At 35.5% G+C, this 22,855-nt stretch carries 20 protein-coding genes; 15 read left to right on the forward strand and 5 right to left on the reverse strand.

The window, feature by feature from the left end; all coding sequences use genetic code 11:
* Positions 1 to 89: 89 nt before the first annotated feature.
* A complete protein-coding gene (locus tag C8N37_RS14240; protein ID WP_108159518.1) occupies positions 90 to 617 on the reverse strand; it encodes an STM3941 family protein in 528 nt (175 codons plus the stop codon).
* Positions 618 to 878: 261 nt separating this feature from the next.
* On the opposite strand from C8N37_RS14240, the gene C8N37_RS14245 reads away from it, so the two are divergent.
* A complete protein-coding gene (locus C8N37_RS14245) occupies positions 879 to 1,313 on the forward strand; it encodes a nuclear transport factor 2 family protein (RefSeq protein WP_108159519.1) in 435 nt (144 codons plus the stop codon).
* Positions 1,314 to 1,450: 137 nt separating this feature from the next.
* Here the strand turns inward: C8N37_RS14245 and C8N37_RS14250 are convergent, their stop codons facing one another.
* Together C8N37_RS14250 and C8N37_RS14255 are read right to left on the reverse strand one after the other, a co-directional pair.
* Complete coding sequence (locus C8N37_RS14250) at positions 1,451 to 3,094, reverse strand: serine hydrolase (RefSeq protein ID WP_108159520.1); 1,644 nt, start codon at positions 3,092 to 3,094, stop codon at positions 1,451 to 1,453.
* 48 nt (positions 3,095 to 3,142) lie between these two features.
* Positions 3,143 to 3,481, reverse strand: coding sequence for a DUF6249 domain-containing protein (locus tag C8N37_RS14255; protein WP_146171075.1), 339 nt, complete (start codon positions 3,479 to 3,481; stop codon positions 3,143 to 3,145).
* Positions 3,482 to 3,605: 124 nt separating this feature from the next.
* Here C8N37_RS14255 and C8N37_RS14260 point away from each other — a divergent pair, with 124 nt between their 5' ends.
* The 7 genes from C8N37_RS14260 to C8N37_RS14290 all read left to right on the forward strand — a co-directional run bounded on the left by C8N37_RS14260 (position 3,606) and on the right by C8N37_RS14290 (position 8,453).
* On the forward strand, positions 3,606 to 4,190 hold the full coding sequence (locus C8N37_RS14260) for an RNA polymerase sigma factor (RefSeq protein ID WP_108159522.1): 585 nt from the start codon (positions 3,606 to 3,608) through the stop codon (positions 4,188 to 4,190).
* Positions 4,190 to 4,558: a hypothetical protein gene (locus C8N37_RS14265; protein WP_147051547.1), complete on the forward strand. Its 369-nt coding sequence runs from the start codon at positions 4,190 to 4,192 to the stop codon at positions 4,556 to 4,558. The genes C8N37_RS14260 and C8N37_RS14265 overlap by 1 nt, the downstream gene beginning before the upstream one ends.
* 188 nt (positions 4,559 to 4,746) lie before the next feature.
* A complete protein-coding gene (locus C8N37_RS14270; protein ID WP_108159524.1) occupies positions 4,747 to 5,301 on the forward strand; it encodes an RNA polymerase sigma factor in 555 nt (184 codons plus the stop codon).
* A gap of 9 nt (positions 5,302 to 5,310) precedes the next feature.
* On the forward strand, positions 5,311 to 5,586 hold the full coding sequence (locus C8N37_RS14275) for a hypothetical protein (protein ID WP_146171076.1): 276 nt from the start codon (positions 5,311 to 5,313) through the stop codon (positions 5,584 to 5,586).
* A gap of 80 nt (positions 5,587 to 5,666) precedes the next feature.
* The gene (locus tag C8N37_RS14280; protein WP_108159526.1) at positions 5,667 to 6,116 is read left to right on the forward strand and encodes a DUF417 family protein; all 450 of its coding nucleotides are present in this window, start codon (positions 5,667 to 5,669) and stop codon (positions 6,114 to 6,116) included.
* Between the two features lie 12 nt (positions 6,117 to 6,128).
* Positions 6,129 to 7,238 carry a peptide-methionine (R)-S-oxide reductase MsrB gene (msrB, locus tag C8N37_RS23335; protein WP_108159527.1) on the forward strand — a complete coding sequence of 370 codons (1,110 nt, stop codon included), beginning with the start codon at positions 6,129 to 6,131 and terminating at the stop codon, positions 7,236 to 7,238.
* Between the two features lie 258 nt (positions 7,239 to 7,496).
* A complete protein-coding gene (locus C8N37_RS14290) occupies positions 7,497 to 8,453 on the forward strand; it encodes an aldo/keto reductase (protein ID WP_108159528.1) in 957 nt (318 codons plus the stop codon).
* Positions 8,454 to 8,784: 331 nt separating this feature from the next.
* On the opposite strand, the gene C8N37_RS14295 is transcribed toward C8N37_RS14290, so the two are convergent.
* The gene (locus C8N37_RS14295; RefSeq protein WP_108159529.1) at positions 8,785 to 9,549 is read right to left on the reverse strand and encodes a response regulator transcription factor; all 765 of its coding nucleotides are present in this window, start codon (positions 9,547 to 9,549) and stop codon (positions 8,785 to 8,787) included.
* A 94-nt stretch (positions 9,550 to 9,643) separates the two neighbouring features.
* Here C8N37_RS14295 and C8N37_RS14300 point away from each other — a divergent pair, with 94 nt between their 5' ends.
* From C8N37_RS14300 to C8N37_RS22820, 7 genes are all read left to right on the forward strand, one after another.
* Positions 9,644 to 10,294 (forward strand): DUF1349 domain-containing protein, encoded by a 651-nt coding sequence (locus tag C8N37_RS14300; RefSeq protein WP_108159899.1) that lies wholly within the window; start codon positions 9,644 to 9,646, stop codon positions 10,292 to 10,294.
* 588 nt (positions 10,295 to 10,882) lie between these two features.
* Positions 10,883 to 13,939, forward strand: a complete 3,057-nt coding sequence (locus C8N37_RS14305; RefSeq protein WP_108159530.1) for a SusC/RagA family TonB-linked outer membrane protein — start codon at positions 10,883 to 10,885, stop codon at positions 13,937 to 13,939.
* A 13-nt stretch (positions 13,940 to 13,952) separates the two neighbouring features.
* Positions 13,953 to 15,419, forward strand: a complete 1,467-nt coding sequence (locus tag C8N37_RS14310; protein WP_108159531.1) for a RagB/SusD family nutrient uptake outer membrane protein — start codon at positions 13,953 to 13,955, stop codon at positions 15,417 to 15,419.
* 30 nt (positions 15,420 to 15,449) lie between these two features.
* Positions 15,450 to 17,042 carry an arylsulfatase gene (locus tag C8N37_RS14315; protein ID WP_211322266.1) on the forward strand — a complete coding sequence of 531 codons (1,593 nt, stop codon included), beginning with the start codon at positions 15,450 to 15,452 and terminating at the stop codon, positions 17,040 to 17,042.
* A gap of 20 nt (positions 17,043 to 17,062) precedes the next feature.
* Positions 17,063 to 18,688, forward strand: coding sequence for an arylsulfatase (locus C8N37_RS14320; protein ID WP_108159533.1), 1,626 nt, complete (start codon positions 17,063 to 17,065; stop codon positions 18,686 to 18,688).
* Positions 18,689 to 18,762: 74 nt separating this feature from the next.
* Positions 18,763 to 19,506 carry a thioredoxin domain-containing protein gene (locus C8N37_RS14325; protein WP_108159534.1) on the forward strand — a complete coding sequence of 248 codons (744 nt, stop codon included), beginning with the start codon at positions 18,763 to 18,765 and terminating at the stop codon, positions 19,504 to 19,506.
* Between the two features lie 315 nt (positions 19,507 to 19,821).
* Positions 19,822 to 19,968: a hypothetical protein gene (locus tag C8N37_RS22820; protein WP_170114530.1), complete on the forward strand. Its 147-nt coding sequence runs from the start codon at positions 19,822 to 19,824 to the stop codon at positions 19,966 to 19,968.
* Positions 19,969 to 20,166: 198 nt separating this feature from the next.
* Here C8N37_RS22820 and lon read toward each other — a convergent pair whose 3' ends face one another.
* Entirely contained in the window at positions 20,167 to 22,635 is a 2,469-nt protein-coding gene (gene lon, locus C8N37_RS14330; RefSeq protein WP_108159535.1) for an endopeptidase La, read from the reverse strand.
* Between the last annotated feature and the right edge of the window lie 220 nt (positions 22,636 to 22,855).

The following is a 22,855-nucleotide window of genomic DNA, read 5'->3' on the forward strand; positions in this document are numbered from 1 at the left end:
TTATAAGCATAAAAAAGAAGCAAAATCCTAGTTTTTTCTGCTCCTTTTTTAATTATAATGGTGCTCTGCATTAAACCTATAGTGCTTACTTACTCAGCAGATTGCTTCCAATACGATAAAAATAGATCCAGTAGTTCATCTATCGTCATGTCAATTTCGGAAGCGGAATACATAATTTGCAATTCCTGAGATTGCTCGTCAAATGCCATATTCCAATACATTTTGGAGAGCCTCGTCTTATAGGATTCGGCATTTTTTAAATACACGACGACTAGCGTATCGCCGCCGACCTTATGTTTCTCTATTGCTGTAACATCTTTCCAGGCAATTGGCCCGATAGCTTTGGATAAAGGAGCTGATTTTCCACTTATCGTGTTTTCGTTGAATTCAAACATGGCAGATTTATCGTTCATGTTGATTAGGCTTTTAATGACTAGAATCAACATAATCAATAAAACTGCGCCACTACCAACTGCCACTTTTGCCTTAAAAATATGATCAAAAAGACCTAAGCCATACATAAATACAACAGCCAGAACGATACAGATTGCACCTGAACTTAATAGCAGATTTCTAGTTTTAGCACTATTTCTATAGATTTTTATTTCGTTATTCATATATCAAATTTGAATTAATGAACAGCGAAAGTAATCAATTTTACGGGTAAGGTCAATTTTAAACTATATATATTATTTCATTTTACCTTTGTTTTTCCGCCGCTTACCGAGTTTAATATAATGTTAATCTAAATGTAATAAATAGATTAGGTTGTTTGTCTTAATTTTGAATCATCAAGTTAAAGGAAATAAAAACAGTATCTATTTTTGATTGACTTATTGATAAAAGACTAATAACTAAAACAATAAAATAAAGACATTATGAAAACTTTAGTAAAAACATTTGCAGCAGCGGCATTGATCGCTATCGGTACTTTCTCTATGGCAGCTGGCAAACCCGACAAAAAAATAATCAATCTATCTAGCGCGACTTATGCACTTGATCATTATGTTGATATCATTACAGAAGGGCAGTCAATCGGTGTAGAACAATTATTTGCTGCAGATTTCACTCAAAAGTCACAAGGTGCGAACGTAAAAACGAATAACCGCACTGCAGTGATCGATTTTTTTAAAAAGCAAAAAGGAGAAAAACTAAACTGTAAAACGAGTACTCAGATTCTCGAATCCTCAACAAATTATGCAATAGCTAAAGTAACGATGCAATTTGATGGCTTTACTAAAAGTGATTTAGTAACCTTAATAAATGAATCCGGTGTGTGGAAAGTGACAAGTTCAGTGTCATCTTATAAATAAAAATTACGGAAAAATCATATGTTTCATGTTGAGTCACATCGTCAGATGTGGCTTTTTTGTTTAAGATAACTCCTAGTAAACCTAGTTAATCCTTGCTCATTAGCTTCCAATTTTAAGATTGGAAGCTAAAATTGGGATTATAACTTTAGGGCTGTCATGTCGCTATTCTGGATTTTTGTCAAACCTGTGACACGGCCTTTTGAATCGATCTGAAAAATGAGTGTAGCATCTAGATCTCGAGCGAAAAATTTGTGTTGTGAAAATGGAATCAATTCTTTTTTATCATGACCAACTTGTCCATACAGTTTATTGTTTTCGAGAAGGACCTCGAATATAGGGCCTAAATTAAATTGATAGCGACCTACATATCGTTGCAAAGATTTTAACGACATGGGAATTTTATTCTGTACTGTGATCTTGGCATCTTTCCTATAACCATTGGATGCTATTCCTGTGCCACACATAATAAAATTATCAATTTTGCTATGTTGATTTCTATTAAAGCTTAAAGTAACCAAACTACTTCCTAAAGTGAATTGATCTTTTGCATTGGGAATTAATCGCGTTTTTGTACCACCTAGATTATAATACATCAAACGACCATCCTCGAGTCGAATACGATATTGCTCGCCATTGTTTAAGGTATACACTCCTTGATAAGTCTCCAATTGTGCATCTGTTAGTGTAGTTTCATGGGTAATATAGGGTTTTCCTAAAGTTACAGCAAGCATTTTGGAGGCCAATATATCCAGATCGGCAGGACTATCACTATTTCTAAAGATAGATATTGCGATTTGCTCTTCTGGTAAATAAGCAACATAGGTATAAAAACCATTGATGAGTCCAACATGCTTGACACTTAGAATTCCCTTGATATTACCGATTTCCCAACCATATCCGTATCCAGTTGACCTTCCATTGATGAGTTTATATGATGTAAAGGCATTTTTTAACGTTTCGGGTTTTAGAAACTTTCCATCATACAAAGCATGATACCAAATTTGGATATCTATTGGAGTAGAGGCAAGTGATCCTGCAGCGTATGGCAACGTCATACTCAAAAAATTGGTATTTTGATAACTTCCATTTCTTTGAGAATAGCCAGATACCCTACCCTTTATAACATGATCTGGATTATCGAAATAGGAGTGTTTCATTCCTAAAGGTTTAAAAATCGTTTCTTCGATATATGTCGCATAAGTCTGTCCAGTAACTTTTTCAATGATATAGCCTAGTAATATATAACCTGAGTTGGTATATTTATAATCTGTCCCTGGTTCGTATTCAAGGGGTTCATCTTTAAAAAGATTGATCAATGCCATAGGACTTAGATCTTTCCTTTTTAATTCTTCTGTGAAGCTGACAAGGCCAGTATAATTTCTTACTCCAGCAGTATGTGTCAGTAATGCCTCGATCGTGATGATCTTAGTCTTTTTGGGAAAATCGGGAATGTATATACGAATATCATCTTGAAGAGACAATTTACCTTCTTCTATCAGTTTTAAAATGGCACATGCTGTAAATTGTTTGCTTACTGATCCCAAACGAAATACATGATCTAACGAAAGATCAACATCTTGTTCGATATTGGATTTTCCTATAGCTTTTTGATATAGAATCTGGTTCCCTTTTGTCACGTATATGGCGGTGCCAGGAGCATTTTTTGGAAGTTCATTTTTGACGAGGGAGTCTAATAGGTAGGTCTCATCTTGCGCCAAACTGATGTGCGAAAAAAAAACGGAAAATCCAAGGCATAGCCATCCCATAAATGATGTTTTCATGTTATATAATTTAGGTAATTGTGAAAAATTGTGATTTTACTTATTATGCTAATCCTTTTTTTGCTTTTTTCGAATTAGAAAGTAAGACATGATCAGCGCTAACCCCAAGCCCATGAGAATACTGGTGATCGTCAGGTTTAGCTGATATAATGGGAATAGCTTACTTAATATCATACTACAGATAATACCCAATGATATTCCAATACTGATGATACCTAGAACTAGTAAGAGAGGGGATAAATCAGATTGGCCTTTGAAGTAATCAGGTGCCAAGCCTCTTTCTAGAATTTCCATTCGTTCTTTGTGCCTAGTAGTGAAATAATAATAACAGATTCCAAATATAACTAGGGATATGGATATGAAAAGTGCTGCTGATGTGGTTTCCATTTTAAATTGTTTAGTGTTAATTTCTTAATAAGACTTAAAATATTTATCATTGGTCACCAATGTGACCGATTTATTTTAAACAGAGTCTAAGCATGTGTAGAATGAAATTAATCTAGCCATAAGTATGCTATTTGGACAACCCCGTAAGAAAGAAGATTATTATTTGCAGCAGGCAATTCTGGGCGAACGCGAAGGGTTTGAATATCTGGTGGATACCTATAAAAATATGGCTTATACTCTTGCTCTTAAAATTTGTGGTAATAGTGAAAATGCTGAAGAAGTAGTACAAGATTCGTTTATGAAAGCCTTTAAAGGATTATCTCATTTTCGTAATGCTTCAAAATTTTCAACATGGCTTTATAAAATTGTCTATTATACAGCCTTAACGAAAAAAAACAATGACGATAAAGACACGTTAGAACTTTATGAGGAATCTGGAGCAGCGGCATATGTAACAGACGAAAAAAAAGAATTTAATAATCTAGTCGTCGCTGATCGAAAAAAATACATCAATTTAGCTCTGGATAAGCTAGCTGAAGAGGAGAGAGTGGTAATCACTCTTCATTATCTTGGAGAAAAAAGTATTTCAGAGATAGCAGAAATCCTTGATCTTGGAAAATCTGCAATTAAAATGAAATTGATGCGCGGAAGGAAAAAACTAGAGAAGATTTTAAAAGATTTATTGAATGATGAATTAAAGGATTTATGATGAAAAAGAGAATATTAAAAGAAAATGATCCATTAGCCAGCTTGATAAATAAGGAATTAATGGATATTCCTTCCGCTGAATTTTCTGATCAATTGTTCCATGCTTCTATGACTAGTTATAAGGTCAGTTACAGCATAAAATATCGAAAACAAGAACGTTTGGGAAAGATCATCATGCTTGTACTTGTTTTTTTCAATTTAATGATGTTGTACAGGTTGAATCCCTTCAATCTTTCTCCTGTTGTTTCATTAAGTTTTCTGGCTGCTGGTGTTGCCATTGGAATTCTATTTTTATGGATACATATAAAATCGAGCCTAAAATCCTTACCGATATCTCCTCAACTTTTTAATAAAGAAATAAACCTCTAACGTTTTATACGCTAATAAAGTGAATTCATCATGTATTGTGATGGGTTAATTCGTTTACTGGATTCAATCTTAATGATTTTTATGAGAACTTATGATCGATGTAAGGGGGGGCTGTTAGGTCAATGTTCAGTATAAAAGTCAAATTTTTATTCTTTAACTTTACAAAAGAAGTATATCATGAATGAAGTATGGTAGATCATTTACATATTTTTGATCAGTGGGTTGAGGACTACAGCGAGGCGCTCATGAGACGTGCGCTATACTTGTTGTCGGATAGACAGGATGCTGAAGATTTGGTGCAGGATGTCTTTATTGCTGCTTTTGATTCTTATCCTACATTTAAAGGCAACAGTACTCCATTGACTTGGCTAATGCATATTTTGAAAAATAAGACCGCTGACTTTTACAGAAAAAAATATCGGAATGATAACCTGATAAGCTTGGATTATTTTTTTGATGAGACGGGATCTTGGAAAGATGAAGCTATCATTCAAGAATGGTCATCTGAAGATCAAAACTTGATGGATGATCCAGAATTTACCACAACAATGCAACATTGTCTTGAAGATCTACCTCCTAAATGGAAAATTCCTGTTAAGCTATATTATCTGGAAGAAAAAAAAGCTCCTATCGTTTGTCAGGAAATGGGGATTTCACCGACTAACCTATGGAAGATTCTTCAAAGAAGCCGTTTACAACTGCGTGCCTGTTTGGAAAATAATTGGTTTCATATCCAAAACTAATCGATTGATATGTTAAAAAGAATGATACATTTTTTACTACTTCCTTGTAGTCAGACTACATTGCTCATCGAAATGCAACAAAGTGGACAGCTTTCTTTTATTCAAAAATTAAGACTCAAATTACATCTTGCTATTTGTAAGTGGTGCAGAGCTTATCAAAAAAAATCTGCCTATTTGGATAAAATACTATTAAAGAATATCCATAAAGAGAATATTGAAATAATTAATGATTTTGATATAGAGCAACTTAAAGGTAAAATAAGAGAAAAAATAAAAAATAATTAAAGATGCTGTCAGGATTTTGAATGTAGAGCGACTATTGGTATAAATGATGATCAATACGTAGAATTTCAAAATCAATTAAGATGCAGGTAGCAAACAAAAACAGTGGTTCATATGTAATCTCTTCAGCTGGATATTACATTTCTCTTTTCGGTTCGTTTCTTATACTTCTTTGGGTCGGAATTTTTAAATTTACTCCAACCGAAGCACAGGCAATAAAACCCTTAATCGAAAATCATCTCATGACATCTTGGATGTATGATGTAATTCGAGTGCAGACAGTTTCGAATATCATAGGTGTTATTGAAATTATAGTTGCTCTTTTAATACTGCTCACTTTAAAATTTGAAAAACTGAAAAAATATGTAGGAGTTGGTATGTGCGTCATTTTTCTCATGACACTAAGTTATTTATTTACTACTCCTAACATATGGAGTATCATAGATGGTGTTCCGCATACTGATTTTTTTATTCTTAAGGATCTGATGTATTTGGGATTTGCAGTACAGTTAATGGTATCTCGTAAACTTTAAAACAATAATACAATGAAAAATAGCTTAATAATCGTGGCATGTTGTATTTTGGTCGTTGCATTGACTGCAATGGGCTTTTCTATAAACAAGAAGGCAACATCGCCTACAAGACAAACAATTACGGAAATGAGGACAGATAACAAAACAAAAGAAATTTATTTTGCAGGGGGCTGCTTTTGGGGAACTGAACATTTTTTCAAACAAGTGAGAGGAGTTACAGCAACTGAGGTCGGCTATGCAAATGGCACCATCAAAAAACCTTCTTATCAAGAAGTTTCTAAAGGAGTGACTGGTGCAGCTGAGACGGTAAAAGTTATTTATGATCCAGAAGTCGTCGATCTCAATCTACTGATCGATCTTTATTTCAAAACAATCGATCCCACTTTATTGAATCAACAAGGGAATGATATCGGAACACAATATCGGACGGGTATTTTCTTTTCTGATAAAGCAGATGAAGCTTTGGTAAAACAAAAGATTCAAGAATTAGCAACCAGTTATCCAAAGAAAATTGTGGTAGAATTTGGACCAATTAAAAGTTTTTATGATGCTGAAACTTATCATCAGGATTATTTGGATAAGAATCCAGGAGGTTACTGCCATATTGGAGCCGATCTATTTGATATAGCAAAAAAAGCAAATCCTCCTAAAGATGCTGATTATAAGAAAAAAGATCAAAAAATGCTTAAGAAGGAGCTTTCGGATTTGCAATATGAAGTAACACAAAACAATGCGACAGAAAGAGCATTTGAAAATGAATACTGGGATGAATTTAGAGAAGGAATTTACGTGGATGTTACAACAGGAGAACCTCTTTTCGTTTCAACAGATAAATTTGAATCGGGATGTGGATGGCCTAGTTTCTCAAAACCAATAAATGAAAAAATGGTTAAAGAACTTGCTGATAATTCCTATGGTATGAAACGCACGGAGGTACGTAGTAAGACTGGTGACGCGCATTTAGGACATATTTTTGATGATGGCCCTGCTGACAAAGGTGGGTTGAGATATTGTATAAACAGTGCCTCACTTAAATTTATTCCTAAAGAAGAAATGCAAGCTAAAGGGTATGGTAAGTACATCTCGCTATTGAACAAAAAAGATGAAAAGGCTACTAAATAAGCCAGCAATAGTGTTTATAAATTAAAATATTAGGTAGATAGTCAACAGTTAACTATTAAGCCATATCGTAAGATATGGCTTTTTGTATGATATACCTTTGGGCTAATAAATAATTTCATTTTAAAATAAGTAATATCCCGGTAAAATTGATCATGACTATAACGTTAATAATAGCAAACTAATCAACAAGTTTACAAACAAATGAATCAATTGAATGGTCAATAAGGTATTTTTACTTAAATATTTATTGGAAAAGATATGGAAAAAATAACAATTAAAAATACAGATTTGGAAATTGCACCAATCAATTTTGGAGGTAATGTTTTTGGATGGACTTTGGATGAAAAAGAATCTTTTGATATTTTAGATGCGTTTGTTGCTGAAGGTTTCAACTTTATAGATACTGCAGATACGTATTCTTGGTGGGTGAATGGAGTAGGGGGACAATCTGAAACGATCATTGGAAAATGGATGAAAAACCGGAATAATAGGAAAAAAATGGTCATTGCAACCAAAGTAGGATCGGAGACAAAAGAGCATGGTGTAGACATCAGCAAAAGACATATCCTAAAATCTGTTGATGAGTCTTTACAGCGTTTAGGCACTGATTATATCGATTTATATTATACGCATTTTGATGATAAGATAACTCCAATTGAAGAAACGTTATCCGCTTACGACGAAATTATAAAAGCGGGAAAAGTACGTTATATCGCTGCATCTAATCTTTCTCCGGAACGATTAATAGCATCTTTTGAAGTTGCCGAAAAAAACAATCTTCCTAAATATGTAGCACTCCAGCCGCATTATAATTTGATGGAACGCAACTCCTTTGAAAATGATTATGCACCCTTGGTAGAGAGATACAATTTAAGTACTTTTCCGTACTGGTCTTTAGCGGCTGGTTTTTTAACTGGAAAATATAGAAGTGAAGCGGATCTTAGCAAGAGTGCACGTGGCGAAGGTGTACGTAAATATGTAAATGCAACTGGACTGAATGTCTTAACAGCTCTTGATAAAATAGCATTGAAACATCAAACCCAACCTGCAACAATAGCCTTAGCATGGTTACTCGCCAATCCATTAATTACTGCTCCAATAGTTAGTGCAACAAGCAAAAATCAGTTGAAAACGTTGTTTGATGCACCTAAAATCTCTTTAGATCATGACGATTTAACATTATTAAATGAGGTTAGTCATTTAGGAATGCTTTGATCTGTACGGTAGGTATCACCTATAAATAGAAATCTTTCGTTATTGAAAGCCTCTAACGTTTCGCTGAGTTATTTAATTAAATTTCTCTCGGTCTAGTTATACTTTCGTCATGATTTAATTGGGGATTTCGAATTATATTTATTACCGCGTTTATGAACAGCAGTAGGCTTTATCATCGGAGTAGCCTTAGTTATCATTGGTGTGAAGGATTAGCTTCACGCCAATTTTTTTACCATCATATCGATCGGAAATATCTAGTTCGTATTTCTATTCTCATTAATTAGATCGTGTTGATTGTATGCCGCCTAAAAACCATTATAATTATAAGCAGTTATATTAGTAGATTTAGAGACGATGCAATACGGCAAGCTTCTATCGAATTTGTAACACGAAGTTTTTCTAAGATGTTTTGACGGTGTCGATTGACGGTATTGATACTGATTGATAGCACATCTGCGATTTCTTTACTCCTTTTGCCAATTTTTATCAATCGAAGAATTTCTATCTCTCGCTTAGATAGCAAATTTCTACTTTCCTGATTTTCAGATTGAATGATTTGTCCTGTGACACTATTAACAATATAGCCCTCATAGGATTCTGTATTTTCAGAAAAATGAGCAAAATTGTATAAACAAAGTGCTAACCAAATACTGCCATTGGGCGAATTACGCACATAAAACATCCGATGGGATATCCAAACATATTGCCCTTTTTGATTGTACATTCTGATCTTACTGATTACATGATAATTGTGTCGCTCAAGGATAGGTATATGCTTTAGAAAATGAAAATATTGTAATTCTAGCATATGCTTTTGCAGAAGGTCATCTGGGTGAATAAGATTAAAAATAACATCTTCCCAAATGGAGTTAATCTCAGCATCATGGTTAGAGATTCCTAATGTTTTGGCAAGACCTCCAGCATAGATATAGCTTTTATCATTCTTTAGATCACTTAAAACTGCTATTGCATTTTCAATGTGGGCATAAAGTTGTGCGATATGTCGGTATTGCTCAAGCTGTTTGCTAGGATCTGTATCTTGGTCAAATACCTGCTTTAAAAGCTTATCATTAAGAATGGTAGCAATATTATTCATATCGTAAAAATGGTTATTTATCAGTATTGATAGTGTTTATGTGCTCGTATACCTTTGCTAAAATAAAAAATTATAAGATTAATTGGATAAACTGATGAAGAAATTAATATTGGTCATGGTAACTATACTTTGGCAACAGTGGACAGTGGCACAAAATCTAACTAAAATGCGATGGTTTAATGAGCCAGCAAAGTGGGAAATAAAAGATCAGGCACTCCATATGTTTGTCACACCACAGAGTGATTATTGGAGGATTTCACATTATGGTTTTACAGTGGACGATGCGCCATTTTATTATGGTACTTATGGTGGAGAATTTGAAACTAAAGTCAAAATTTCTGCTGACTACAAAGCTAGATTTGATCAGATGGGATTGATGCTTCGCATTGATAAAGAAAATTATATTAAAACTGGAATCGAATTTGTTGACGGAAAATACAATTTAAGTACAGTAGTAACGCATCGTACTAGTGATTGGAGTATCATTAGTCTAGAGAATGCTGTACCTTATGTATGGATAAAAGCAGTAAGACGCTTAGATGCTGTAGAGATTTTTTATTCGTTTGATGATAAAAAATATACCTTAATGCGTAATGCTTATCTGCAAGATAATACACCGGTAATGGTTGGCTTGATGGCTGCATGTCCGGATGGAAATGGATTTAATGCAACATTTGAACACTTCTCTGTTAAACATTTAGCCGATCAAAGACGTTTAGAATGGTTAAAAAATCATGTTGATTAATCTAAACCCATCATATGTTCAAAAATATAATATTGTCGTTAATTAAAGAATAGAAATCATATCTAACTGTAATTAAATCCTAATACCTGAATCGGATAATAGCCATATGAATGCTTTATCCGATTTTTTTATTTTCATGATTAGTTTTTAGTGAGCTCATCGAACAATAGAGCGCAGTTTTATGAAGCAACCTTGCCTTAATAAACAGGGATAAATGTTGTAATAAACTGGTTTATAAAATATTTTAATAAAATCTACTTAGTTAGTAGACTTTGTGAAATTTATTTTTATATTTGCCTTATCGTTACTCAATTGGCGTTGGCAAACGAAGCCCAAATCAATATTTACTATTTAACAAAGTTTATGAAAAACTACCTCACTAACCCATTAAAAAAAGCTGTCTTCTTGACGGATTACGTTTCTCTTTATTGTCTTTCCTTTCGGATGCGAATGTGTATCTAATTTCAAAAAGTCTTATTAAAAAAATAGGGGAAGTTTTGACACTTCCCCAAGTTTGCATATCATGAACAACAAGTTTTCAATTGGCGTTGGCACTTGTAAGTATTCACTACAAAACATTGTAAAACTATGAAAAAATTAGGAGTACTTCGGTATTCTCTGTATATTTTCTTCTTTTTATATAGCGTAAACAAGCTTTATGCTCAAGAAGATCCCAAACCGATCATCAATGCCTCCTTAATAGGCACAATTATAGATGCTTCCAACAAAGAGCCCATCGCGGGAGTGACCGTACAATTGGAAGCGGTGACGCATAGTGTTAAAACTGATGGTCATGGTCGATTTCAATTTGTAACTGGTCAAAAACTTCCTTTTACTCTTATTATATCTTTTGTTGGATATGAAAAGAAAAGAATTGTTGTCAACACTTCTCCTGTAGTAATCGAATTAAGCCCTACTACGGAAAATATTGATGAGGTCGTCGTCGTTGGTTATGGTACACAGAAACGTCGAGATCTTACGGGCTCTGTCGCATCCCTAAACGAATCTTTACTGAAACAAAATGTATCCTCCTTGGACCAAACTTTGAAAGGAGGTATATCTGGAGTGCAGGTCACGCAGACCTCAGGACAACCAGGCGGTGGTGTTAGTATTCGTATTCGTGGAGGGGCATCTATTCAAGGCGGAAATGAACCCTTATATGTTATTGACGGATTTCCGATATATAATCAAACCGAAAGCACTGGAGTAGGAAGTGGAACACCAGTGAATCCCTTGGCAAGTATCAATCCGAGTGATGTTGAAAGCATTGAAGTATTAAAAGATGCCGCTGCAACTGCAATCTATGGCTCTCGTGGTGCGAATGGTGTTATATTAGTCACTACAAAAAAAGGTAAAGCTGGTCGTGTGCAATTGAATTATGATGGTAGCATTGGTAAGCAGCAAGTATTAAAAAAAATAGCGGTATTGAACGCTCCAAATTTTGCCATCATGCGCAATGAGGCATTATATGACGCTTATCCTAATCTGGGAAAATTTCAATATCTAACTCAGGATAAAATCGACCAATTGGGAGCGGGAACAAACTGGCAAGAAGAAGCTTTTCAAACTGGAAAAATAACCAATCATCAATTATCCGTATCTGGTGGAGCAGAACAAATACAGTACTTTATCGGAGCCAATTATTTTGATCAGGAAGGCATAATTAAAAATACTGATTTCAAACGTTTAGGGTTCCGTTCTAATATCAATGCGAATCCCTTTAAACGCTTAAACGTCGGAGCCAACTTCTCCATAAATAGGACGACATCGCAAATCGCACCATCTGGAATTGTCAATGCATTACTTATAATGCCCCCTACAGCAACGATATATGATGCCGATGGGGCTTACACACTAAGAAATCCATTTGAAAATATTTTTGCAAATCCAATTGCCACATTACAAGAAACTACCAATACTTCAAATGCATTACGCATTTCAGGAACTTCCTTTGCCCAATATGATATTATAAAAGGGCTACAGGCAAAAGTGCTGCTTGGTGTGGATCTAAACAATAGAAAAGATAAGTTTTACCTGCCTTCTTATATATATGAAGGTTCTGGCAATAATGGAAAAGCAAATTTAGGGAATCTGGATACCTATTCTTGGCTGAATGAAAATACGCTAAATTACACGACTTCTTTTCAGAAACACCATGTAAATGCTTTAATTGGATTTACGCAGCAAGAAGCAAAAAATGAGATTTTCAATGCAGGTGCTGAAAATTTTGTGACTGATGATCTTTTGTACAATAGCTTACAAAGTGGGGCAACCCTTGTACGCCCTAACTCTGATGCGTATTCCTGGGTACTGCATTCTTATTTGGCTCGTGTTAATTATAATTATGCAAATAAATACTACCTATCAGCTAGTATCCGTCGTGATGGTAGTTCGAGATTTGGGTCAGATAATAAATGGGGTAATTTTCCCTCTCTAGCTTTGTCTTGGAGAGTAAGTAATGAAAGCTTCTTTAAAGAAGCATTCCCTGCAGTCAATGATTTAAAGATCCGAACTAGTTTTGGAACTACCGGCAATCAGGAGATCGGTCAGTACCAATCTCTGTCAACATTATACAACCTGAACTATCTTTTTGGCAATAAAATAGTAACTGGTTTTGCTTCACATCGTATTGCAAATAAAAATCTAGGATGGGAAACTACTTATCAATATGATGGTGGTTTTGACATAGCCTTATTTAACAGTAGGTTACAATTTACATTAGATTACTACTATAAAAAAACAACTGATTTATTGCTCAATGTAGAAATTCCTTGGACCTCAGGTTATGCTTCTTCTTTGCAGAATTTTGGTTCAGTTTCTAATAAAGGATTTGAATTGGGCTTGAAAACCAAAAATTTAAATGGACATTTTGTATGGAATACAGATTTAAACTTTTCATTTAATCGGAATAAAGTGTTGACCATAGGTACGGGAGCGCAGTCTTATATTTCTGGAAATTACATTATTAAAGTAGGCGAACCTCTCGGTACTTTTTACGGTACGAAAACCGATGGAATTCTACAAAAAGGAGAGGAATCCATTAAAGGTGTATTTACAGGAAATGCTGTACCAAAAGCCGGAGATCGTCTTTATAAAGATATTGACGGTGATGGTAAATTTACTACAGCAAATGATCGTACCAGCATCGGGAATGCACAGCCAGATTTTATTTTTGGGCTTACAAATACGTTGTCTTATAGTGGATTTGATCTTACTTTTTTGCTCCAAGGAACAATTGGTAATGAGCTGCTCAATATCAACCGTCAAAACTTAGAAATGTTTACGGGTCAACAAAATGCTTCAACAGATGCCTTAGATAGATGGACAGAAACTAACCCAAGTCAAAGTTATCCTAGAGCGAAGTTGGACCCTGCTCCAATTTTTTCCAATCAATTTGTTGAAAATGGCTCCTTTGTGAGATTAAAATCCCTTCAATTAGGCTATACCATTCCTAAACAACTATTGACTGCTGCTGGAATCTCCAATTTGAATGTCTACCTATCAGGACAAAATTTGTTGACTTGGAGTAAGTACAAGGGGTTTGACCCAGAAGTAACATCTGGCAGCAATATTCAAATTGGAACGGATTCGGGTGTTTATCCAGCTTCACGATCACTAACTGTAGGTCTTTCTTTAACATTTTAAACAGGAGATATTCATGAAAATTACATATTTATTATTTGCGGGTACGTTATTATTCGGGTTCGTATCCTGCTCAAAATTAGATGAAAAACCTGAAAGCCTATTGGTTTCAGAACAATTTTACCTCAATGAAAATCAGGCAATTTCTGCTGTAAATGGAACATACCGAAAATTATATGAAAGTGGGCAGTCCATTTATAACAGTCTTTTTCAAATAGGGGTAGAGATGGCGACAGATGACTATGAGGCTGGACCAAGAGCACGTAATGCTCATGTAAGGGCTATCAGCAACTTGACACATGATGCTTCAAATGACCGTATGGAACAATTGTGGAAACAGAGTTATGATGCTATTAACGCTTCAAATCAAAATATAGAATACATCGGCCTGATTGCACCTGAAAAGATCAATGAAACGATCCGCCAGCGTCTAATCAATGAAGCTAAATTTTTAAGGGCATTGCATTATTTTAATTTAGTTCGTTGGTTTGGACCAGTTCCTTTGGTTCTCAAACCAGTAACATCACTTAGCCCAGAAGATCTATACGTGGCAAAGGCATCTGAAAACGAGGTCTATAGTCAAATTATTGCTGATCTTAAAGATGCAGAAAATCTACCAAATTATAAATCATATGGTGACAATGATAAAGGAAGAGCCTCATCGGGTGCTGCTAAAAGTATATTGGCAAAAGTATATTTGACGCAACAAGACTGGTCAAATGCGAAGTTAAAAGCACAGGATGTTATTGATAAAGAGGGATATGATCTGTTTCCTGAATTTACTGATGTATTCCATATAGATAAGAAAAATGGTATTGAACATATATTCTCTGCACAGTTCAAAGGGAATAGCGGTTATCAGGGAAATTCACTTGCCAGCAGATCAGCGCCTGCTGATATCCCGGGTATCAATGGTGATTATGCTGATGCTTGGCATGCAGAGGGCGGCTTATACGGTACTTTTGCTATACAGGATAAACGTTTAAAAACAACCTTTACAACCGGAATGATTTCTCCGGTGGATGGTAAATACTATGCACTGGCAAAACCACAATTCAATAAATATTATGATGAGAGTGTCGTGGGCAATCAAAGTCAATCCTCTAAAAATTTACCCATTATTCGTTATGCTGAAGTGTTGTTGATATTAGCCGAGGCTGAAAATGAGCTCAATGGACCAACTTCATTAGCTCAAGCTTCTATCAACAAAGTCAGAGCACGGGCTGCAATCGGTGATATTGGAAAAGATTTAAACAAAAATGATTTCAGGGAAGCAGTATTTGAAGAGAGACGGAAGGAGTTAACCTTTGAGTATCAAAGATGGTTTGATCTTGTACGTAGGGGAGCTACCTATTATGTTGCAAAACTAAAAGCGGCAGGTAAAACGAATGCGGCCCCAAGACATCTGCACTTTCCCACGCCACAACGCGAACTGAATTTAAACCCAAATCTTAAGCAACATCCAGATTGGATTAATAATTAAATCAATTCACAGTTATTAAAAATCCCTATCATGATAAAAAACAATTATTTATTGACGCTCATATTCACTTTTTGCAGCATAGCAGGCTGGACACAGGATAAGCGTCCAAATGTAATCTTGATCTTGGTTGATGATCTCGGTTTTTCAGATATTGAGCCATACGGTGCGTCTGAAATTCATACTCCAAATCTAAAAGAACTGGCATCTCAAGGGACTCGTTTTCAAGAATTTTATAATAACTCCATCTGTGCTCCTACAAGAGCTTCTTTACTTACTGGTCAATATGCCCATCGAGCAGGACTAGGTTATTTCAATGTAAATTTAGGTCTTCCTGCCTATCAAGGTTTCTTAAATAAAGAATCTCCAACTTTGGCAGAGGTACTGAAAAAAGCAGGTTATTCAACTATGATATCTGGTAAATGGCACGTTGGAGACGATTATGACCAGTGGCCGGCACAACGTGGATTTGAACGGTCGTTCAACTTTGTAGGTGGTGCTTCTAATTTTTATGAGATCAATGATTCTACGCAAGCAACAGTCCCATTGTATAAGAATAATAAACCCTTCTATTTACCTAAAGACCGCTATCTGACAGATGAAATTACCGATCAGGCTATTGGATTTTTGAAAGAACAGCATCAAGAGAAAAAGCCTTTCTTTTTATACTTAGCATTTAATGCACCACACTGGCCACTACAGGCACCAGAAGAAGAAATTCAAAAGTATCAAAGAACTTATAACGTTGGTTGGGACAGCTTACGTATCAAACGCTATGAAAGTGCTATAGAACAAGGTGTTTTTCCTTCGAATCAAGCAATAACTGCTCAAGACACGTTGATTCAAAAATGGAAAAAGTTAACCTATGACGAACAACAGTATTGGCAACGCAGACAACAGGTATTTGCCGGGATGATTGATCGGGTGGATCAAAGTATTGGTAAAATCCGTCAAACACTAAAAGAGCTGAAAGTGGATGATAATACGATTATTATATTTATGTCTGACAACGGTGCACAAGGGGGTGATCGTGCCCGAATTTACACCACCAGAAATGCAGGCCCAGTGGGCTCTGCAGGCTCTTATGATGTGCAAAACAGCAATTGGTCCCAAACTGGTAATTCACCATTAAGAAGTTATAAGGACAATCCATATGAAGGAGGCATCGGTGCTCCTTTTATCGTCTGGTATCCAAAGGAAGTAAAGGCCAACACGATTAAAAAAGGAACTGGACATCTCATTGATATTGCTCCAACGTTATATGATTATGCGCAGGCTAAATATCCAAACAGCAATTATGGTGTCGTAACTCATACACTTCCGGGTGTCAGCCTTAGGACGTTGTTAAGTACGGATCAAAAACAATTAGATCGTCCTCAGGCTTTATTTTGGGAGCGTGCCGGTAACCGAGCTGTTCGCTACGGAAAGTGGAAATTGGTTTCAATCTATCGAAATGGTAATAAAGCTGAGTTATATGACATCGACACGGATCGAGCAGAGAATCATAATCTAGCAGCACAATATCCCCAAGTGGTAGCACAGCTAGAAGAATTGTACAAGGAATGGGCAAAGGACAATGACGTTGTGAACTATGATCGCATCAAGATACAATCTTCATTTCGTTAACATTTAAAATATACATCAACATGAAAAAAATATTTTCCATATTATATTTATCGATGGGTCTAACGGCTCTTGGTATGGCGCAGCAAAAGAAACCTAATATTGTATTGATTTTGGCGGATGACCTCGGTTATTCGGATCTTGGTGCTTACGGAGGTGAAATTGAAACCCCTAATTTGGATCGGCTTGCTTCAGAAGGATTGCGGTTACGCGAATTTTACAACAATTCGATATGTGCTCCTACACGTGCTTCCTTATTGACAGGTCAGTATCAACATAAAGCTGGTGTAGGCTATTTTTCTAATGATCTTGGATTACCCGCATATCAAGGCTACATCAATCAAGAATCATTAACCATTGCCGAAGTGTTAAAAGAGAACGGTTATCATACGATCACCTCGGGTAAATGGCATGTATCTGGAAAAGGCAACAGCCTTCCCTGGCAACGTGGTTTTGATTTCGTCTTTCCAAAGGAAGAAAAGAGCTCTGATTCAGGGGCTCCAGGATTTAAAGGGAAAACTGATGCACAGGGATACCCATTGCCTGAACATGATGCTACCAATGTGATCAATCAGCATGCCCTATCATTTTTGGATCAAATAAAAGGTGATAAGAAACCTTTTTTTCTTTATTTGGCACATACTGCTCCACACTGGCCACTTGTCGCGCTACCTCAAGATATCGCAAAATATAAAGGAAAATATGATAAAGGTTGGGAGGCGATTCGCCAAGAAAGATTTAAACGTCAAAAGGAGTTAGGATTAATACGCCCGGATGTTAAGTTATCAGTACGTGACGAAGATATTTATGATTGGGATCGACTATCATTTGATCAGCGTCAATTGTGGGCAAAGAAAATGGAAATATATGCTGCTATGGTAGATCGGTTAGATCAGAGCATCGGTCAGCTGATTCAGAAATTGAAAGATAATGGACAATTGGATAATACCTTAATTGTATTTCTATCAGACAATGGTGCGCCAGCTGAAGATTTAGTCAAATGGCATCATGGAGCAAGAATAAATACGGGCCCAGTGGGTACTACAGGGTCGTATGAATCTCAAAGTAAAAACTGGTCATATGCTTCTAATACACCTTACAAAGCCTTTAAAGATTATACCTATGAAGGCGGTATTAACACACCGTTTATTGCTTGGTTTCCGAATAGAATATCTGCTCATACTATTAAAAATGGGGAAGGACATATTATTGATTTAGCGCCAACATTCTATGCACTAGCAGGAGCAAAATATCCAAAAATATATAAGGGAATTAAACCCAATGACTTGAAAGGGAAAAATCTTTTGCCGGTTATTTTTGAGGATAAAAATCAAATTGACAGACCCGAAGGACTTTTCTGGGAGCGTGCCGGTAATCGAGCAGCGCGTATTGGTAAATGGAAACTCGTCTCAACTTGGCCTTCATATAAGTGGGAACTTTACAATCTAGAAACAGATCCTACCGAAATAAAAGATGTCGCAAACCAAAATCATGATGTGGTATCCCAACTATCTCAAGCTTATTTTAACTGGGCTAAAAATAATGGTGTAGTTGATTTCGCCCAACTTGAAGAACGGGAACCTGAATCTATGAAAGAATTTAGAAAAAGTAAGGTGCAAGAAATAGCAGCACCTGCATTTCGTTTCTAGCGAAGTATGTATTTCTAAAAAATAGAGATTACGTATAGGAAGAACATTATTGGACATTAAAAGTAATCAAACAAATGAAAAAACAGATCATATTCGTCATCATTTTATTGGCCATCATAGCTATTGACAGCAAAGGTCAAAATCAATCATCCGTATTAAAAAAGGATGGGATGGAACAAAAAGATTTTCGAACAAAAGCAGCAGTGTTTCATGAAAAATTAAACGAACAGCTTAAACCACAAATTTTAGATGCAAGATCGGAAGAAGAATTTGATCAAGCACATTTACCACAGGCTATCCAGATTGATCCTGCAGTTGAAGATTATGGTCGACAATTGGATAGATTAATTAAAAGTGAACCAGTCTTCCTCTATTCTATACAAACAGGACGGTCTACTCAGGTTGCCAATTTGCTCGCCGAGCGTGGATTTGAAACGATCTATGTTTTAGCACCTGGTATTTCAGCGTGGATAGGAGCAGGGTATCCAGTGGAGGTATCAGTTCAAAATAAAAATAGGATCGTATTGGATGATTTTAAAACAACATTGAAATCACAGGAGTATGTTTTGGTTGACTTTGGTTCCAATTATTGTCCACCGTGTAAAAAAGTAATACCAGTATTGGATTCGCTCAACAGCAGATCAAATCATAACATTAAGACCGTTTTAATAGAAATAGATGCAAATCCTGACATCATAAAAGATTTTAAAATCACTTCTATCCCTACATTAATCCTTTACAAGGATGGAGAGCCCATTTGGAAAAAAATTGGTGTTCCGACAGTAGAAGAAATTGTTGGGGCGAGTGTCAAGCAATGATTTTGACTTGCGACAATTATTCAATGATTTTAATTGCTAATCTATCCATTATTAGGTAGGTTAGCTTTTTGTCTTTTGTATCATTATTTTTATATTAAAGACAGTCATCAATTAAACTTTTGCTCATTAAAATGATCAAAATTAAACTTAAGCAGCAATGCTAATAGGTTGGTGTAATAAATATTTTGTGATTTATACCATTGAGATATAGCAGGATACTAGATGTCCGTGAAAACTTTGAAACATGAACAACCCGTGTCAATTGTAGTTTGGCTCGATATTTGATCAATATTAAACAATCAAAACAATATATATATGATAAAAAGAGAAAGAATGAGAAAATCAAAAATTGAACAAAACCCATACATGTACTACATGACTAACTGGGGATTTATGGAAACGGAGATTAAAGAAGATCGTCCCGTAGCATTGAAAAAAGAAAACGACAAGCTTGAGAAATAATTATCAACGCTTTTAAAATCACAAATTAGACACTTGCTTTTCCTAAACAGAAAGCATTTTGTGTTTATAGACCTTTCCCAACTTTTATTTAATTATTTCAAGTATGTCAACGTCTAGTCAGAGTTGTGCATGTGTCTACATGTAAAAGCCGCTATAAAGATTAATTTATAGCGGCTTTTATTTTATAAATGGATTGGATTATTTTTTGGTCTCCAAACCTTTAGTCAAATCTTTTGCATGCTTTACTTTTTTGTCTAATAATCCCAGAGCGATAACATCTGCCATTTCTGTCACATAGTGAAACTTCATGTCTTTGATGTAACTTTCTTTAATCTCTTCAATATCCTTCTGATTTGATTTACATAAAATAATCTCTTTGATATTTGCACGCTTAGCTGCCAATATTTTTTCTTTAATACCACCTACAGGAAGTACCTTTCCTCGTAAAGTAATCTCTCCCGTCATGGCTAGATTTTCTTTAACCTTGCGCTGTGTAAATAGGGAGGTTAAGGCAGTCAACATCGTAACACCTGCAGAAGGTCCATCTTTTGGAGTAGCTCCTGCTGGCACGTGAATATGTACATCCCAATTATCAAATACCCGATAATCGATATTAAATTCTTCGGCATGAGACCGTAAATATGCCATCGCAATGGAAGCCGATTCCTTCATGACATCACCTAAATTACCTGTTAAACTCATTTTCCCTTTTCCCGGACTCAAGCTTGACTCAATAAATAAAATATCACCACCAACCGAAGTCCAAGCTAATCCGGTCACCACACCAGCCACCTCATTGTTTTCATAACTATCTTTATCAAAAATAGGAGCTCCTAGAATATCTACAAGATCCTTTTCATTGATATTGACATTATATTCTTTTTCCATAACAATACGTGTTGCTATACCGCGAACTGTTGAACCTATTTTTTTCTCTAAACCACGAACACCGGATTCACGAGTATACTCTTCAATTATTTTTTCAATAATTTTAGGTTTCAACGATACATTTTTTGCCGTTAGACCATGTGCCTCACGTTGTTTTGGAATAAGGTGCTTCTTAGCAATCTCAATTTTTTCTTCAATCGTATAGCCATTGACTTCAATAATCTCCATACGATCAAGTAATGCCGGTTGGATGTTATTTAACGAGTTTGCCGTAGCGATAAACATCACTTTAGATAAATCATATTCCATCTCTACATAATGATCATAGAAACTCGTATTTTGTTCTGGATCTAATACTTCTAAAAGAGCTGAAGATGGATCACCTTTAAAGTCTGCGCTCATCTTATCAATTTCATCTAGTACAAAAACAGGGTTGGCAGCTCCAGCTTTTTTCAAAGATTGGATAATACGACCAGGCATTGCACCAATATAGGTCTTTCGGTGACCTCTGATTTCTGCCTCATCGCGTACACCACCAAGTGCCATTCTGGTATATTTACGTCCCAATGCTTTTGCTATAGATTTACCTAAAGATGTTTTACCAACTCCGGGAGGGCCTACCAAACATAAAATTGGGGCTTTCATATTGTTCTTTAATTTCAATACTGCCAAATACTCAATAATACGTTGTTTAACTTTATCCAATCCGTAATGGTCTTTGTCCAATACTTTTTGTGCTCTAGTCAGGTCAAAATTATCTTTTGTGAACTCATTCCAAGGAAGGTCAAGCAATAATTCCAAATAATTGATCTGAACGGAATAATCAGCTGCAGCAGGATTGATACGAGCCAACTTTTCGATCTCTTTTTCAAAATGTTTGGCCACCACATCATTCCACTTTTTCTTTGATGCTCTTTTCTTCAATTCAATAATTTCCAAATCAGGAGTATTACCACCCAATTCTTCCTGAATTGTTTTTAATTGTTGATTTAAGAAATAGTCACGTTGTTGTTTGTCCAGATCAATTCTTACTTTATTTTGGATTTGATTTTTCAATTCCAAAATCTGAATTTCAGAAGTCAACAATTCTAACAAAAGACGTGCTTTGTCGTCTGCATTTAGTAGCTCCAACAATTGTTGCTTTTGAATCAAGTCAACATTGATATTTGAAGAGATAAAATTAATTAAGAAAGTAGGGCTTTCAATATTTTTTATAGCAATACCAGCCTCACTTGGCAAGTTAGGTGATAATTGAATAATTTGAAGAGCCATTTCCTTTAAAGTGGCAATGAGGGCTTTAAACTCCTTAGTCGCTTTAGGTTTTTCTTCCTTATATTTTTCTACGTTTGCTTTAAGATATGGTTCTGTTTGAACGGCTTCAATTAATTTGAAACGTTGTTTACCCTGTAAGATTACCGTTGTATTTCCGTCGGGCATTTGCAACACCTTGATGATGTGTGCGACGGTACCGACTTGATAGAGTTCATCAATAGTTGGGTCTTCCATAGACATATCTTTCTGGGCAACGACTCCTATTGTTTTATCTCCTTGATAAGCATCTTTAACTAATTTGATGGATTTGTCACGTCCCACAGTAATCGGAATAACAACACCAGGAAATAAAACGGTATTGCGAAGAGACAAAATGGATAACGACTCTGGAATTTCGGCATTCCGCATGTCATCTTCATCTTGTTGGCTTAATAATGGAAAGAATTCGGTATCTTCAGATATAATGGGAATCGCCTGATTGAAATCAAATGTTTCGAATTTGCTCATATTATGTTAAGGTATATTTTTATTTTATGTCAGTTTATGACAACATGTCGTAAAACCGATAAAAGTTATTTTAAATTTGTCAAACTAGGGTATTGCAAGTAAGATGCCAACCTATTATTTGAAAACGAATGATTCAATATTGCAGTGCATTAAGCAAAAAAGGCAGTCTATAGCCTAAATTTTGTCAGATTATTTAATTTAAATATTGTGTAAATAGGCA

It is taken from the genome of Sphingobacterium faecium (assembly GCF_003054045.1).
GTDB classification, from domain to species: Bacteria; Bacteroidota; Bacteroidia; order Sphingobacteriales; family Sphingobacteriaceae; genus Sphingobacterium; species Sphingobacterium faecium.